This window comes from Bacillus sp. FJAT-28004 (assembly GCF_001280845.1).
Lineage (GTDB): Bacteria > Bacillota > Bacilli > Paenibacillales > Paenibacillaceae > Pristimantibacillus.
This window is the reverse complement of the sequence record NZ_LGHP01000002.1, coordinates 170483-186401: the sequence shown is the minus strand read 5'-3', so window position 1 is coordinate 186401 and position 15919 is coordinate 170483. Positions and strand designations below refer to the sequence as shown.

Annotated in this window: 14 protein-coding genes; 1 reads left to right on the top strand and 13 read right to left on the bottom strand. The window is 48.8% G+C overall.

All coding sequences use genetic code 11. The features are described 5' to 3' along the window. Positions 1-10: 10 nt before the first annotated feature. From AC787_RS23195 to AC787_RS23175, 5 genes are all read right to left on the bottom strand, one after another. Positions 11-1396 carry a sensor histidine kinase gene (locus AC787_RS23195; protein WP_054027351.1) on the bottom strand — a complete coding sequence of 462 codons (1386 nt, stop codon included), beginning with the start codon at positions 1394-1396 and terminating at the stop codon, positions 11-13. Next, positions 1393-2100, bottom strand: coding sequence for a response regulator transcription factor (locus tag AC787_RS23190; RefSeq protein WP_054027350.1), 708 nt, complete (start codon positions 2098-2100; stop codon positions 1393-1395). The genes AC787_RS23195 and AC787_RS23190 overlap by 4 nt, the downstream gene beginning before the upstream one ends. Positions 2101-2114: 14 nt before the next feature. Beyond that, positions 2115-3353 (bottom strand): purple acid phosphatase family protein, encoded by a 1239-nt coding sequence (locus tag AC787_RS23185; RefSeq protein ID WP_054027349.1) that lies wholly within the window; start codon positions 3351-3353, stop codon positions 2115-2117. A 450-nt stretch (positions 3354-3803) separates the two neighbouring features. After that, positions 3804-4640, bottom strand: coding sequence for a phytanoyl-CoA dioxygenase family protein (locus tag AC787_RS23180; protein WP_054027348.1), 837 nt, complete (start codon positions 4638-4640; stop codon positions 3804-3806). Between the two features lie 39 nt (positions 4641-4679). Continuing rightward, the gene (locus AC787_RS23175) at positions 4680-5519 is read right to left on the bottom strand and encodes a phytanoyl-CoA dioxygenase family protein (RefSeq protein ID WP_054027347.1); all 840 of its coding nucleotides are present in this window, start codon (positions 5517-5519) and stop codon (positions 4680-4682) included. 127 nt (positions 5520-5646) lie between these two features. On the opposite strand from AC787_RS23175, the gene AC787_RS23170 reads away from it, so the two are divergent. Then, positions 5647-6510: an AraC family transcriptional regulator gene (locus tag AC787_RS23170; RefSeq protein ID WP_054027346.1), complete on the top strand. Its 864-nt coding sequence runs from the start codon at positions 5647-5649 to the stop codon at positions 6508-6510. Positions 6511-6649: 139 nt separating this feature from the next. On the opposite strand, the gene AC787_RS23165 is transcribed toward AC787_RS23170, so the two are convergent. The 8 genes from AC787_RS23165 to AC787_RS23130 all read right to left on the bottom strand — a co-directional run bounded on the left by AC787_RS23165 (position 6650) and on the right by AC787_RS23130 (position 15874). Further along, complete coding sequence (locus AC787_RS23165; RefSeq protein WP_152970737.1) at positions 6650-8566, bottom strand: hypothetical protein; 1917 nt, start codon at positions 8564-8566, stop codon at positions 6650-6652. A 50-nt stretch (positions 8567-8616) separates the two neighbouring features. After that, entirely contained in the window at positions 8617-9564 is a 948-nt protein-coding gene (locus AC787_RS23160; protein ID WP_054027344.1) for a carbohydrate ABC transporter permease, read from the bottom strand. Positions 9565-9584: 20 nt separating this feature from the next. Next, positions 9585-10550, bottom strand: coding sequence for an ABC transporter permease (locus AC787_RS23155; RefSeq protein ID WP_054027343.1), 966 nt, complete (start codon positions 10548-10550; stop codon positions 9585-9587). Between the two features lie 76 nt (positions 10551-10626). Then, entirely contained in the window at positions 10627-11445 is an 819-nt protein-coding gene (locus tag AC787_RS23150) for a sugar phosphate isomerase/epimerase family protein (protein WP_054027342.1), read from the bottom strand. Between the two features lie 34 nt (positions 11446-11479). Further along, the gene (locus AC787_RS23145) at positions 11480-12562 is read right to left on the bottom strand and encodes a Gfo/Idh/MocA family protein (RefSeq protein ID WP_054027341.1); all 1083 of its coding nucleotides are present in this window, start codon (positions 12560-12562) and stop codon (positions 11480-11482) included. A 97-nt stretch (positions 12563-12659) separates the two neighbouring features. Continuing rightward, entirely contained in the window at positions 12660-13523 is an 864-nt protein-coding gene (locus AC787_RS23140) for a DMT family transporter (RefSeq protein ID WP_063847686.1), read from the bottom strand. Positions 13524-13532: 9 nt separating this feature from the next. Further along, the gene (locus tag AC787_RS23135) at positions 13533-15032 is read right to left on the bottom strand and encodes a CehA/McbA family metallohydrolase (RefSeq protein ID WP_054027339.1); all 1500 of its coding nucleotides are present in this window, start codon (positions 15030-15032) and stop codon (positions 13533-13535) included. Beyond that, positions 15029-15874, bottom strand: a complete 846-nt coding sequence (locus AC787_RS23130) for a sugar phosphate isomerase/epimerase family protein (RefSeq protein WP_054027338.1) — start codon at positions 15872-15874, stop codon at positions 15029-15031. The genes AC787_RS23135 and AC787_RS23130 overlap by 4 nt, the downstream gene beginning before the upstream one ends. Between the last annotated feature and the right edge of the window lie 45 nt (positions 15875-15919).

Genomic DNA, 15919 nt, shown 5'->3' with positions numbered 1-15919 from the left:
GTTAGCCTATTCACCTCACTGCTGAATTTGTCTTAGGAAAGGAGACGACAGCTGAAGTCCCTTTGCCTTCAACGCTTTCAAGTGAGATATGGGCTCCTAAGGCAAACGTGATTTCTTTGGCCAGCGACAATCCAAGACCCGCTCCTCCAACCGTTTCCGTGCCTCTATTCCGAGCTTCATCTACTCTGTAAAATTGCTCAAACACATGCGGTAATTCTTCCTGCGAAATGCCGATGCCGCTATCAACGACCCGAATACAACCAGCACCGTTAGTGTCGACATCTATTTGGACGAATATCGTGCCGCTGCTATATTTGCGTGCGTTATCGAGCAATATAAATAATAGCTGCTTCAATTTATCAGCGTCCGTCATGATGGTTACTGGAGCTCCTGCAAAATCTTGCACAACAACTTCCCGATTATAGGCGCGCCTAAAGCTGGATACCGCTTGCTCCGCGAATGGCAGCAGATCCATTGTTTCCATAGCCAGCTTCCATTGCCGATGTGGGATCGCGAGCAGCAGCAATTGCTCGGTCATTCCTTTCATTCTTACAGCTTCAGAGTGGATAGCCTCCACCGATTCCAGAAACAGATCGGGGCGATCGAGGCCTCTGCGCTTCAACAAGCTGGAATAGCTTTCAATAATCGTAAGCGGCGTCTTCAGTTCATGAGAAGCACCTGCGACAAACATTTCTTGCCTTGCAAAGCTGTTCTCCAATAACCCGATCATCTCGTTAAAGGTTTCACCCATTTGCATCAGTTCATCCTTGGAACGACCATTCTGCTCCAGCTTTACGAATCGGCCGCTTCGTGCAACTTCCTTCATCGTGCCGGTCATCGCTGCGATCGGCCTCATAATCAAGCTCCCTAGCAGCCCGCTGGATAATAAAGCGATAACCACAACAGCCGCGGACACGACAACTAGAACAAGCCGCAGCAGGCGCAGCAAAGCGATCTGTTCTTCCATGTTTTGCACAACTTGCACATTTACAACCCCACCGTCCGATGCAAGGACTGGAATAGAAACGAACCCATAGCTTTTGCCTTCGATGCTTATCCATTCAACCTGACGCTCCGAATAAAAAACGGGCTTGCGCAAGCTCAGCTCCGTCTCGGAAGCTGAGGTTACCATAGGCTCGTTGCCAGGGTTCGCTTCCGTTATAACATTAATCATTCCATCAAGCGGAACATAGGCACGGAGCAGCTCTACCGTCGTCAATCGATTATCCGAAGTCCGGATTACATCAGCTGCCTGAGTCGTCTCTGCGGCCAATTGCCCCAGCTCCCGATTGATCGTCACTTTGTAAAAAACAAAATACACCGAAACGTTGGCGGCAATTAGAAGCCCCGCGAATAAGACTGACGAATACAAATATATTTTGCTTCTCAGTTTCATGGCTTATCCTTCAGAACATATCCGATACCTCTGACAGTATGGATAAGCTCATGACCAAAGCCTTCATCGACTTTTTTTCGAACATACCTTATGTAGACATCAACGACATTCGTATTGCCAGCGTATTCATAGCCCCATACTTCGGCTAAAATCTGATCGCGATTTAGCACCAGCTTTTTGTTGCGGAGTAAGTACGCTAACAAATCAAACTCGCGATGCGTTAACTCGATACTGCGATCGCTGCGCAGAACTTCTCTCGTCAGCGGATTAAGCCGCAAATCATCAGCTTCAAGCCAGCCTTCGGAAATATCTTGAGCAGTTCCCCCGATATTCGAGCGCGTCGAAGTTCTGAGTGCCGTGCGTATTCGAGCAAGTAGCTCCTCGATCTCGAACGGTTTGGTTACATAATCATTGGCGCCAAGATCAAGACCCGATACTTTATCCTCGACAGAGCTTTTGGCGGTCAACAACAGAATCGGAGTATTGCTGTCTAGTGTGCGTATACGCCGCAGCAACTCGATGCCGCTAATGCCCGACAACATAACGTCCAATAGAATAAGATCGATCCCTCCTTCGCGAAAGACAGACCATCCATCCGTTCCACTTTCAGCCAGCAGCACGCGATACCCCTCACTCTCCAGCTCGATTTGCAGCAGTCTGGCGATTTTTCGTTCATCCTCGACGACCAAGATCGTATCTTCCATGCCCATCCCCCTCATTAGTGCTGAATCACAAACTCATCCCGCTTCTTTCCTGACACATCATAGGCCTGATAGGTTAATGTTTCCCCATTAACCGTAATTCCTGCGAACATTTGCTGCTCATTCTGAAAATGTACCTTGTGATAGAATTGATCCTCCTTCTTTTCGTTAAATTTCGGTCCTGACGTATTCGTCACGACATAGACCGTACCCTCACGATTATGAACGGCGGCCTCGCCGTCGCCGACGATTTCTCCATCCCGTAATGGATAGGAACGCGAATATTCATGGTTGTGGCCCTGCAGCACCAAATCTACCTCAAACTCATCGAAAACCTTGGACCAGTCCTTTACCTTTTTATATGTATTGCCACCGTAAGGCCCCTTATGGACAGCGACGATTTTCCATGGCTTATCCGTACTAGCCAGATCGTTTCGCAGCCATTTTGTCTGCTCCATAATATTCGACTCAGAGTTTAAAACAATAAAATGTACAGACCCGTAATCAAACGAATAGGTCGTGCCTGAAGTAGAGCCCTCTGCACCATTAGCAGGGACGTTGAAATGGGATACGAACTGCTCGGCGTCTCCGTCTACCTCATCGTGATTACCCGTAACCGGCATAAAAGGAACCCGGGTTACCCACTTGCTAGCTTTTGCGAATAAATGAGTCCATGCCTTCTCATCCGCCTGGTCCTCTGTCAAATCACCATTATGAACGATAAATGCTGCACTCGGAAAAGCAGCAAACGCCTTGTCTAATGTATTTCCCCACAGCTCAAAATCTTGCTCCGTAACGCCTTGCGAATCTGCAACGTTAATGAAAGTAAATGCAGTATTCTCATTTGACTCCGTCTCAAATACAGCTGAATCGCTCCATGCCTTCTCTTCCCCGCTGCCTACTCGGTAAGTGTAGACCGTCCCCGGTTCAAGCCCGATTGCCTCTGCTTTATGGACAGCATGCTTGACTCCATCGCCTAGATCAAGCTCAGAAGTTACGCCAGTAAAGGTAATAACTTGTGCCTTATCCCAATCATTCTTAATATCTCCTTTAATTAACTGAACAATTGCAGCAGCCTTCAAATTCGTGCTGTGCCAAGTAAAAGCGCGGCTTGTCATCGGATCGCCCTTGAACGTGGTCACGATCGCGATCGGCTTCAATGGCTTCTCGGCTTTCAACCACTCCATTCCTACGGCACCAATAACTAATAGTGCGCAACAAGCGAGCATCGCCAGCATATCTTTGCGTTTTTTCAAGCTGATTCCTCTCCTTCCGCTATACATCAACTTATTCTCATTTTAACAAAAACCTTGGATCCCACGCATTACGCAATCTTTCAGCTTGCCTTAAGTTTATCATCAGTAAAAGCCCATGCAATAGAAGAAGATCGCTCCATTTCCCCCTATGGGGGATGGAAAGCGATCTTCATTGTTTTGCCATAAGGCCATATCAGCCAAGCCAGGTTGTAGATTTGACCAATGAGCGCTTTTGCCGATAACCGCAGTAAATCCATTGGCCGCAGCATCCGCGTCTTAATAATGGTCTGCTTAAACTCTATCCCGTACTACGCTCCGAGGAGCTGTTGATGTCAACTGTGCCGCTGTAGAATTGCTCTTCAAACCGGCGGGCCATCCACAAGCATACGTCCCATAGATTGGCGATCGGCACGTTCGTAAACGGTACAACATATTACCTCTTATAACAGCTTACCATTCCCAGGGCATCTTCACCGGGTAGCCGATTTTTTCGGTGCGAAGCAGCTGCTTCGAGCGTTCCGGAAGATTCTCGTAAACCTCCGTTGGAACTTGAATCTGGTAGCCGCTGCCGTACCAGTCTCGGTTGTAGATCAGCGCGATGTTTGTCCGGCGGTAATCCGAACGGTTAGGCGTGCCGCGGTGCCACATACGGATGTCGCGGATGACGATGGAGCCGGCGGACATGAATACTTTCTCGGAAAGCATGTGCTCGGCAGCTCTCACAATATGCATATGCGGATTGATCACGCCGCCCAGCGTATCCTGGTTTGCGCGGTCCCCATGCAGATGTGTTCCGCCCGGCCATATCTCCAGCGGTCCGTTCTCCTCCGTCGTATCAACGAGCGGAATATTCATAACGAGACAGAACGGGGGCAGGGAAACAGACATGTCCGGGAACAGCGGATTAATGTCGCAATGAACGGCTTGATAGTCCGAACCAGGCATCGGCGTATCGGATGCGAAGTAGGTCAGCTTGCTGTATTCACCGAGCAGACCGTCGATTACGGACATCGCAATCGGATGCTCAATGATAGAGGAATCGCTAAAAGGTTGTTGGAACGGCAGATGCATCTGCGCCCGGTTGGTACCGGTGTTGAATCCTTTCTTAGCGATGTATTCGTCGAACATCGGATCGAAAGCGCCGCGCAGCTCAGCCATTTGCTCGTCGCTGTATACTTTGTCGAACACGATATAGCCGTTCGCTTTCACTTGCTCGATCGCAATTGCGAGCGTTTCCGGGTCGAGGCGGCCATTTTTAATTTCTTCGGGTGTCAATTTGATTTTCATAGTGTACCTCCGTGAATTGTAGTTTTATGAACTAGACTATCATTTAGAATAAGCGACTGGGAAATAGTTACTGTCGAATAATTGCCCCTCTTTGGGACGAGGACCTAGCAGACGGATATTGTCCACGTTATGGCCGCGGTTCTGGTAGGCTGTGCCGTGCGGCATCAGATGAGCGACAACGGACAACCGCGGATGCTCGGAATAATTCTGCCCAGAGCCGTGAATCGTCAAGGAATGATGGAAACTAGCCTGACCGGCCTTCAGCGTCATAGGCACTTCCTTCCACTCTCTTCCCTCGCCCTCAAGCTTTGACTTGACAGCGTCCAGATCCCGGTTGAAGAAACCGTCACTCCCTTCAAGCAATCCCCATTTATGGGAACCTGGGATAACGGACATGCAGCCATTCGTCAGATCAGTATCTTGAAGAGCGATCCATGCTGTGACCAGATTGTCCGTATTCGTGCATTGCCAGTAAACATAGTCCTGATGCCATCCGACATTCCCCAGCGAAACAGAGCCCTTCTCGCCGGTGCCAGTACCCGGTTTGTAAATAATCTGATCGTACCACAACCGCGCTTCAGTGCTGTCCATTAAACCGGCGGCGATTCGACCGAGCACGGGATCCGTCACTGTCCCCCGGATCACATCGTTGATCCACCAGGTATTATCGATTTTTCTAAGCTGATTGGGATTGCCGTTCGGCTGCCATTCTCCCAGCGGATAACCGTCACCGTCGTAATCGGAAGACCATACGCGGTCATGGGCTTTGCGCATGGCCTCGATTTCTTCCTCATCGAATAGGACAGGACTGATCCAGTAGCCATTTTGCTTGTAAAATTCCTTATCCTCTTGGGTTGCAAGTTCAAACATATCCTTCATGGCTTCACATCCTTCATTTTCTTTGCAATGGCGTTTCCATACCTGTATTGTAGTTCTCATTCCGAATTCAGTATTGTATAATCAAATCATATTTGTAAAATTGTAAGAAAAAAATGAGGTTATTTCTATGCGAGAGCACCATTCGGCTTCGCCTCTCAAGGCGCTTATTGAATTATTCGATTCGGAGTGGAACCAGTTTTCTATTCATTCGTTTGGCTTCTGGCGGAACAGAGGATGGGACGGGGCAGGCTCTGGGTTCGAATTGAATTACTACACACGGGGAGAAAACACGGTCGTGCAGGATAGTCGCACGCTGACTTTCAAGCAGGGGGACCTGTTTCTGGTTTCAGACTCCGTTCATCATAGCTATTGTCCCGAGGGATCGTTCGATTTGTATTATTTGATGTTTCATTTCGATCGGCCGGAATTAAATTCACGTATGCGGAGTCTGCTCTCGCAGTTGAAGCTCGTGACAGAGCCGCTGTCCGTACCCGGTTCGCAATCGGATCTTCACGCTCTGATCACCGAGCTTCGGATGAATCGTCAAGTTTCCGTGCTGGCCAAACATTATTTTCTTCATATCTTCGTTAAAATGCACATGGTTCTGATGCAGAGCACCGGGCAACGGAATAAGAACGAGCGAATCGTCCGTCAAGTTATTGAAGACATCCAGGAGCGTCTTGACAACGGTCTGAAAATTTTATTGCCTGAGGTGGCCGCAAGACACTCTCTCAATGAAAGGTATTTGAATCATCTATTTAAAACGATAACGGGGACTACGATTGGGCAGTATATTCTCTCATTTCGGATCGAGTGGGCCAAGCGCTTGCTGGAAACGACATCCATTCCGGTTACCGAGATCGCAGTTGTAACCGGTTTCTATGACGGCGCCCATTTCTCCAAGGCGTTCAAGGCAAGCCAGGCGGTTTCTCCGCTTGATTACAGGGTGCGGCATGCCTATTTATCGATTAATCCCGATTCTGGGCTGTGATCATGACAAAAAGCACCCCCTGCAATATTCATTGGTTTGACCACTAGTGGTATTTTCCAATGTCTACGCTAAAGGGGTGCTCCATCCCGTAATGTCCAAATGACTACCAAATAATGGCATAGAGAAATGATTTTAAGCCTTAATTCAGCTTCTGTAAGAAGCCAGCCCGCAGCTCGTAATACTTCTTCCAAGCTTCTGCTTGCTTGACTTCGCCATCCACAATATCCGCTCTCGACAAAATATCTGTGTAGTCTTTATAGTTGCTGTCAAATTTATCAACTGGTCCGGTAATCGCCTTTACTATAAGGTTATCCAACAAATCATTGTGCGGCGCAATAAGATTGTTATTTAATTCAGTTGTTATAGCTTCATAATCAGCTTTCGCTTTAAGCGATGCTTCATCAAGTGCTAACTCTGCATATAACGTCATTGCTTTTAAGTTATGTTTCTGCCATGCCGTGTTAACGACAGTTAATTGATCGTAATTGCTTTCGCTGAATGGATACACAATTGACGGACTATATACATAACCCATTTCTCCCGCCTGAACAAGACCATATACTTCGGGATTATTCATTGTGCCATCTTGGCCTTTAATACCGTAGTACCATCCGTCGCCTGTTTCATCTTGTGTGCCGACTAATTTGTATTGTTCAACCTTTTGGTATTCCGGCTTGTAGCGTCGATCCATTCCTTCGCCTGTATACATGTCCGGTGTACCCCATTCACGCAGGAGAGCAGCTTCAGTAGAATAATTCCAATCAATCCAGCCAAGGATTTGAGGTATCATATCTTCAGTCACTTTTTTAGGGTTAATTACCTTCGAATTCCACCTTGTAGTTAAAGGAAAGTATTGATTAGCCGCATCTTGGTAGCTGGGATCTACTTCATTAGCAAAAATAGGATAGTATCTCCAGTCATATGTCTTGCCTTCTTTGCGGATCTTTTCTAGATTTGCTGAAATAGGATGCCACATATTTACGACAGCATACTCGCCATTAATAATTTTAGCATCACGTTGTTCGTTTTTCTGAATGTAAAATTCTTTGCCAAACAGACCTTGATTAAAGCCTTTGTTCATAAAGGAAATATAGTTTTTCCACTCTGGCGTCAACTGGTAGTCCACGTACGTATTTTTAGATTCATTGATAATAAGCGGATATGCGTTGCTTAAGCTCAATCCTGTTGCTGAGAACAATGACCAATGCAGCGCTCCCCTGGAGTTCTCAAATTGAAGGTGGCCCGGCGTGATTTCTCGGCCATTCTCTGTTATTTTGAGGTCCTGTACCTTTTTGAGATAATCGGATAATTCATCAAGATTTTTGATTGGAATATCCATAATTTGCTCTAGCGTTAATTTACCTCCGTTTGCTATTGTCAAAGCTTTGAGTTCGGCTGCATTCATGGCATCCGGATATATTTTTTTCAAAATATCATCCCTAATCCAAACCGCATAACCGCCGTTTCCGAGGCTGGCGTCACCGTAAGGTGATTTGCGATATTCTTCTTTGAGCAGCGGACTTGGAAGCGATGGTATGGCCCACAACTTGCCATCACTCGGGTCAACGCTTGCTTGATACCATTGTTCCATGGTAACGCCTAAATCTGCCAACCTTTCAGCCGTATATGGCATATATTTTTTCAATTCATCCAATGTGAATTCACGAGCCATTCCAGCCTTTTTAAGCATGACCATATTGTCTCCGTTATCGGCAATACCGTTTTGGTTTGCAATAACAGCCGGTACGGTATTGGCTATTATTTGCATTTGCAACCAGCTTTTATAGTCTGAACCTGCGGGTATTTCTATGATGTTAGGTATAACTTTCGTTTTTTCGCGCCAGATAGGAGTTAAGCGGTCTTCTACTGGTTTACGCGGATTTGTTGATAATTCTCCCAATACGTCCAAATGGATTTCTTTAAAAGCAGTAGTAGACTCGCCGTCTGTGGGAGCTGCACTTTCCGAATTGATTGTTTCCTCATTATTGTTGCTGCATCCAAAAAGAGTAAACGCTAGAATAAAAGCGAGCATAATCGTCATAGTCTTACGTTTCATAAACAAATATAAACCCTCCCTTTTTATATTACCTATCAAATATAGAAGTTTTACGCCTTAACCGCGCCCGTCAACATACCCTTTACGAAATATTTCTGGAAAAACGGGTAGACAAAGAGTATTGGGAACGTTACGACTACCATTACAGTCATCTTGATTACTTCAGGAGTAGGTACGGTATTGTTAGCCATTGACATGATTCGGCGCTGCGAAGCACTTGATGTCTTGGTAAAATCAATCAATGTGCTGGCTTCAGCGCGATTTATTATTTCATACAGCACAAACTGTAATGTGCTTAAGCTCCTATCTGTTACATAAATCAAGTTGGTGTAGTAATCCAGCCAATTGCCCACTACTGAGAAAAACAAAAATGCGGCAAGAATCGGCTTGCATAAAGGCAGTATAATTTGCGCAAATATGCGCGGATACCCTGCGCCGTCAATCGTAGCCGATTCCTGCAATTCGATTGGCAGCTCCTCAATATGCGTTCGCATAATGATCATACTGAAAAATCCAAATGCTGCTGGCAATACGTATACCAAAAAGTTGTTAAGCAGGCCGAGCTTTACCATAACAACATAATTTGAAATGATCGTACCGCCAATAAACATAGGCATCATGAAGAAAAAGAGCAACGTCTTGCGTCCCGGCAAGAATCGTTTGGATAAAGCAAATGCCGCCAGCACGGTTACAAAAACAGAAAGAATTGGACCAACAATGCAGCGAAGCGTTGTCACGACAAATGCAGTCTGCAGCCTGTCATACTGGAAAACAAAAGCATAGTTTTCAAGCGTGAACATACGTGGGAAAAACCATATAGGCCCGGCAGCCGCATCCGCTCCCGTATTAAATGACATGATCAAGATATACCAGAACGGATAGATGGCGGATAGACTCCAAACAATCATAATGAAGACGTTAAACGCATCGAATACTCGTTCAGATGTCGTTCGTTTAATCTTATTTTTTCTTAAAAAAGGAACTGGTACCGCTTTCATTTTTCAAGCCCCCCCTGCCCTTAAATGATGCCTACGTTACTAAGGCGCTTCGTCGTATAATTTGTAACCATAATTAGAACAAAGGCTATCAGCCCCTGAAACAGACCGACCGCGGCGGAATAAGCATACTGTCCGCTCACCAATCCTTGGTAATAGGTGTATACGCCTATCGTATCCGTATCTAATCGGATCATCTTATTTTGCAAGTTGAAGACTTGGTCAAAATTTGTTGCGAACAGTCCGCTCAACGAGAAAATAAGAAGGATGCACATCGTTGGAACTAATCCCGGGAGCGTGATATACAGCAAACGCTGGAACCGGCTTGCTCCATCCACCTGCGCCGCCTCGTACTGCTGCGGGTCAATGCTGGTGAGTGCCGCGAGATAGAGGATCGTTCCCCAACCCGTTTCTTTCCAAACCTCCGAAATCACGAGAACCGAAAGAAAGTTATTTGAGTCCTGCATATAAGAAATACGTGTTGCCTCCGGGTCGATCAATTGACGAATATTATTGACAAGCCCGGTAGGATCGACGGTTAGAAACATGTAAAACAAACCCGCAACCGTTACCCACGATACAAAATGCGGGATATAGGACGAGGTCTGCACCAGTTTCCTGAAGCGCTCACTCCGCAATTCATTCAGCATCAACGCTAAAATAAGCGGGGCCGGAAACGTTGCAAGCATCATGGTTACACTGTACAGCAGCGTTCTTCCCATCAACTGATAAAAACCGGGATCATTCAAAAACTTTTCGAAATTGTCAAATCCAATAAATTTGCTGCCGAAGCCGAACCATCCCTTATTGAAATCATAGTCTAAGAATGCAATGTAATTAGAGAACATCGGCAAATAGGCAAATATAACGGTAAGGACAATGGCGGGGAGCAGAAACAAATACAGCACATGAATATTATGTGCCTTTAAGCTTTTTCGTTTTTTTTGATTTAGCGTCCCATCATGCATCGTGCTTTTAAATGTATCCACCTGAAAACCCCTCCCCTATTCATAAACATAAGCGCTTTCAACTAGAGACTGGATCTTAACAGTTATCCATGCCTGTTCATTTTCGATTGCTCTCAAACTCCGCAATCCAGCGCTTCAGGCCCTCGATCGACAGCTTTGTGTCTTCCGCCAGCGTGCGCTGCGGATGCGTATCCTCGCGGTGCCACAGCTCGAAGGACAGCCAGCCCTTATAATCGATTTCCGCGAGAGCAGCGATCAAATCGCGCATATCGATCTCGCCAGCAAGGATATCCTCCGTCGGAATGTCCCCGTTCTGGTTTCGCAGATGCAAGGCCGCGACCCGCTCCGGATATTTCCGGATCCAGCCGACCGGATCGCAGCCCGCCACATGGGCCCAACCGGTATCGATGCAGAGTCCCACTTCCGGCGAAGCGTATTCTATGACAGAGCGCAAGTCTCCTTCCGCATTGTGCTTGTCCGCCGCGTGATTATGCAGGCTTACCTTGAGCCCGAGCGGGCGGACCGCGGCGGCGATTCTCGCAAGATTATCGCCCTGCCTCCTAAATTCCTCTTCCGTCTTCGGCTGCGGCTCTCCCCACCCGCCCTTCGGATCGGCATTGATGATGAGGTCGGTGCCACCGGCTTCCGCAAGCAGCTTTGCCGCCGGCATGACGCCGCCGACTATATCGAGGGCTTCGAACGGCTCGTGAAGAGGCAGCCCTACATAAGTGCCTGAGATCGAGAGCCCTAACTCTTTGGCTGCCTCCGTCTGCTCCGGTACGGCATCAATCTCCAGCGCATCGAGTCCCGCTTCAGCGCATTCGCGGAAAATTTCCTCCCATACCGGATCCTTTCCTTGCTTCCAATATTGTACATTCCAACCGAACATGCCAGTCGAAAAACCCTTTATTTCCACGTTACCCTTCCCCTCTCAGCTAGACGTACACGCCTCATATCTGTCCGCGCTCTATGCGCTGCGGCTTGCCGGATTCAGCGCAATCGTATATAGCCTGCAAACAGGAGAAATTGAAAACCGCCTGCTCGTTGACGACCGCCTGCGAGACATCTCCTCTGACCTTGCGGACGAAGAAAAGGACCGGATGATCCATAAAGCCGAATTCGCTTTCGTTCGCGGCCAGGCTCTCGCTTGATAGCGGCTCCCCGTTCTTGTCGCATGTATACACCACGTTGTCCGACTCGAAATACGGCGACCATCTTACTGCTCCGAGCGTGCCTTCGATCTCGACGTGATGGTAAGCCTCGCCATGCGTGCAGGAAGCCCGTTCATACTGAACCGTTACTTTGCTGGAGTCGTTCAAGCGGTAGCTCAGCATCGCTCCGACATGGCCCTCCACGTCATAGATGGTATCGACCGGATCGGCTTCGGTCTGCGGTTTGCTGGTCCAAGCCGCAGCAACCTCGATGGAAGCCGGCGACAACAAATCATTAATGACGGTAAAATCGTAAGGCCCCCAGTCCATCCCAACACCTCCCGCGCTCTTGGAGCGGTCGAGAAACCAGCGGCTCTCCGACTGGTATTCGATGCCCGATCGTGCCCGTTGGCCCCGGTATACGAAGGTGACTTTGTAAATATCGCCTAGCGCGCGGGAATGCAGCAGCTTTTTGACTTCGTCCATCTTGGGCAGACCGAGGAAGCGGACGCTGCAGCATCCGATCAGCCGGTTATGCTGCTTGGCCACCTCCAACAGCTCCTTCGCTTCCTCGGCATTCATGACAAATGGCTTTTCGCACAAGACGTGGCGTCCAGATTCCAGTCCCATCCGCGACAGCTTGCAGTGCGTGAAAGGCGGCGTACCGACAATGACGATATCGTCGTCATTGGCTTCTTCTGCCAGCATCGTCTGCGCGTCGGTGAAGGTCTGCGCCTCGGGATAAAGCTCGGCAAAGCCGGACAGCGCCTGTGGACTCGGGTCTGCGACTTTAATCTCGCAGCCTTCCCGGGGCGCAAGCTTACGGATAGCTTCGGCATGGGTACGCCCAATTACGCCCGCGCCAATCAAATAAAAACGCATAGTGAAGCACCTCATTTTTTTTATTGTAGTTCTAACCATTCAAACGAAACGTAAAATGATTTTTTCATGGGCCGTTCCACTCGTACTACATAAAAATTCAGCCGCTCAGACCGATGATCACGATTCCCGTGGCGATCATAACTGAAGTCACTAACCGCCGCCAGCCCTGCTTTTCCTTCAGCAGCCAAACGCCGAGCAAAGTCGCGAACACGGTTCCGATCTCGCGGATCGGGGCTAAGCGGGATACCGGCGCCATGTCCATCGCAATCAGGAACAACAGATAGGAGGCTGGCGAGAAAAGCGCGGCAATCAAAATGAATTTCCAATTGACTGACCACTCCTGACGCACCAATCCCCACTTGCACAGAGGCCGTAGAAAGACCAGCAGGAATCCGAAATTTCCGATCTGCAGCAGCGACAGCGGCGAGATGTAGGCCAGCGCCATTTTGTCGACGATGGTATAGCAAGTTATGCAAAGCCCAACCTGGAATGCAGCGAGCACCGGACGCAGCGTCAAATGATCGCGCGCCCGCGGATTCCAGCCGCTGAGCATAAAGATGCCGCATGCAATGCCAGCCACGCCAGCCCAGCCCCATAGGCTCAGTGTTTCGCCAAGAAACAACACGCCAATGATCGGAATAAGAATGACGCCGGTCCCCCGCATAATGGGATAAACCTGGGACAGGTCACCGAGCATATAAGCCTTGGAAAGCAAATAACCGTTCATAACCTGAATCATCATGGAAAGCGCGAGCAGGGCGTAAGCTTTCGCCGGAAGGTCCGACCGTACCAACTCCATTAACAGATGCGGCGTCAACAGAACCGATGCAACGACGATCATGGAACCGAGAAATACCCCTTTATTCATGCTTTTTTTTGTCAGGTAGCCGCATATCGCATTTAACAACCCGGAACCGATGACAAGCAGCAGCGACAGGAACAGAAGCTGATCCACATTCATATGGTGCAACTAGTTGATCGGACTCTCGAATGCCGCTTTGTCCAGAAGCTGCTTCCAGGTTGCGATCTCCGGCCGCTTGGCTCCGCAGAAGAACGGATTGGTAAAGGCCAGCAGCTCGCCGGATGGTTTGCGCAGCTCGAATCTTCTCCAGACATAATCCGCATCTTTCCAATTCAGGTCAAAATCGAAATTTCTGTCTTTGTCTGTTATCTCGCGAGTTCCGATCTCCTCACCGTTTTCGATGACATGCAGCACGCCTTCGGACAAGTTCGACACCGTGAGCCTGCCGTGTAAGACGCCTACCGCCGATTGCCGAACCACGTCCGTCAGATCGCTTCCAGGCAAGAAGACCTGATGGCCCACGGTAACCGCGATATCCAACACGGGTCCGCGCGATACATAGACGCGGCCAGCCTTCACGGCTTCCAGAATCGCAACGGCAGATAAACAGTCCGCATAAACGTATGTAGCGGGATCGCCGATGAGCGATGGCAGGTTGTTCTCCCCATAACTTTCAGTCGGCAGCATGTGCGAATCGGAGCCGCCGATCCCCGTAATACGCCAGCCTTCGTTCCAGCAGGCGTTCCACAGCTTCAATGCCTTCTCAGTCGCAATGGGATTACTATGGTAGGTCGGATCGTTCCAGATTTCAATCGTATCGAACTCGAGGAGTGGTGTTTCCTCATACATCCAAGCCCAAGGCACCAGCATCGGATGATTGACCGAACGCAGAGCCCCCTGCAAGCCGGCTTCGGCCATGACCCGGTTCATCCCTTCTTGTGTGCCGATGCCGCCATCGGCCGCGCGGTATCGCCAGTCGATCCACTGGCGGAGCCCCAGCCCATTCCAATGTCCGTAATCGGATGTAAATTCGATGCCGGGAATGACAAGCACGTTCCCCACCGGCCAGCAGGTCGAGAACAGGTTATGATCAGTGGCGACGAAAAAATCCAAACCCATAACTTCGGCCTGCTCCATATTTTGCTCAGGTGTCATTTTCCCGTCGGAGAGAATCGTGTGCGTATGAAAATCCCCCTTGTACCAGCGGGCTCCTTTCTCTTTGCATGCCTCCCAGTCATAATGATGCAGCTCGTAATGCGCCTTGGCTCCGGTATCATCCGTCCAGAATTGGCGTTCTCCGAATGTTGCTGCAACATCATCCAATAGCGGTCCGCTGCCGCTCTTCACCGAAAGCTTGAACGATTGTTCCGTGGGCTCGAAGTTATCGACGAATTCGATACGCCAACTGCCTTCCAGTATGGCACCCGGTACAGTCAAATAACTGCAGAGTGTAGAATCGTTGTGAATGGCAATCTTTTTACCGTTATAGCAGTCCAGATGCGATGCGCGAACAGCCCCATGCGGGTCGAACAGATTCAAGGTCCGCCATGTGTGCTCGCGCTCGTAATCGAACTCAAGTACCAGCCAGTCCGCAGGCTGATCTACGATGAAAGTGACCGACGTCCCTGCAGTACGGGACACGACCAGCTCTTTATGGTTATGATTCATCCCATTACCTTCCCTATCTTTGCTAATGACCGAAGCTCTAATTGATCCATTAATTCGGCCGTCCGGTCGTACGCTTCGGTCACCCATTCAATGATTTGATCCGGATTATCGGCAAATTCAAGCTCAATGGATACCACATCGTCGTATCCGCATTCGTGCAGCACTTTCAAATACCCTTCCAGATCCGCGTTGCCTCGTCCAGTCGGCCAATCGTTGTGAACGATGCCGTCGTTGTCGGACAGATGAACGCCGCCGATTTTCCCTTTCAGTCGCGCGATCTCAGCAGCGGGAACACCCTGGACGTGCAGATGGCCAAGATCAACATTGGCCAGGCAGTTGGGCTTGTCGACGTCTTGGAGAAACTTCTCCATCGTGTCGATGTCGTTAACCAGCGAATAGGTAAACGGCTCCAATTCGACAAGCACGTTCATCTCACATTTAGCTGCGTAGTCGGACAATTCTTTCGCAGCCTCGACGGCCTGCCGCCACTGCTGCTCGGGTTTGATCACATTTTTCTCCCAGATGTATTCTCCGAGAACGATCAGCAGATTTCTCGCGTCCAGATAGACGCCCATATCCAGCAGCCGCTTGTAGGAATCGATCGCGTACCTGCGGACATGCTCCTCCAGCGAGATCAGCTCCGGATAAGCAGAGACCATCGAGGAAATCGGCATGTTTCTCTCCTCGCACATCTTCTTGATACGTTTCAAATCGTAGGACTTGAATGAAAAGTCAGGAAAAATATCAATCGTATCGAAGCCAATTTCCTTAATCCTGTTGATCCCTTCAAAATATTCAACGTCCGATTCGAACCAAGCCGAATTGATGCAACCCAGTTTCATCCTTCATCACTCCTCGAATGGTTTCGTTAAATATGACTGACAACG

Coding starts and splice junctions, on each gene's coding strand:
- AC787_RS23190 (WP_054027350.1), bottom strand. CDS start 2,100: ATGGAAGATACGATCTTGGTCGTCGAGGATGAACGAAAAATCGCCAGA.
- AC787_RS23140 (WP_063847686.1), bottom strand. CDS start 13,523: ATGAATGTGGATCAGCTTCTGTTCCTGTCGCTGCTGCTTGTCATCGGT.
- AC787_RS23195 (WP_054027351.1), bottom strand. CDS start 1,396: ATGAAACTGAGAAGCAAAATATATTTGTATTCGTCAGTCTTATTCGCG.
- AC787_RS23165 (WP_152970737.1), bottom strand. CDS start 8,566: ATGAAACGTAAGACTATGACGATTATGCTCGCTTTTATTCTAGCGTTT.
- AC787_RS23135 (WP_054027339.1), bottom strand. CDS start 15,032: ATGAATCATAACCATAAAGAGCTGGTCGTGTCCCGTACTGCAGGGACG.
- AC787_RS23180 (WP_054027348.1), bottom strand. CDS start 4,640: ATGAAAATCAAATTGACACCCGAAGAAATTAAAAATGGCCGCCTCGAC.
- AC787_RS23160 (WP_054027344.1), bottom strand. CDS start 9,564: ATGAAAGCGGTACCAGTTCCTTTTTTAAGAAAAAATAAGATTAAACGA.
- AC787_RS23175 (WP_054027347.1), bottom strand. CDS start 5,519: ATGAAGGATATGTTTGAACTTGCAACCCAAGAGGATAAGGAATTTTAC.
- AC787_RS23130 (WP_054027338.1), bottom strand. CDS start 15,874: ATGAAACTGGGTTGCATCAATTCGGCTTGGTTCGAATCGGACGTTGAA.
- AC787_RS23170 (WP_054027346.1), top strand. CDS start 5,647: ATGCGAGAGCACCATTCGGCTTCGCCTCTCAAGGCGCTTATTGAATTA.
- AC787_RS23145 (WP_054027341.1), bottom strand. CDS start 12,562: ATGCGTTTTTATTTGATTGGCGCGGGCGTAATTGGGCGTACCCATGCC.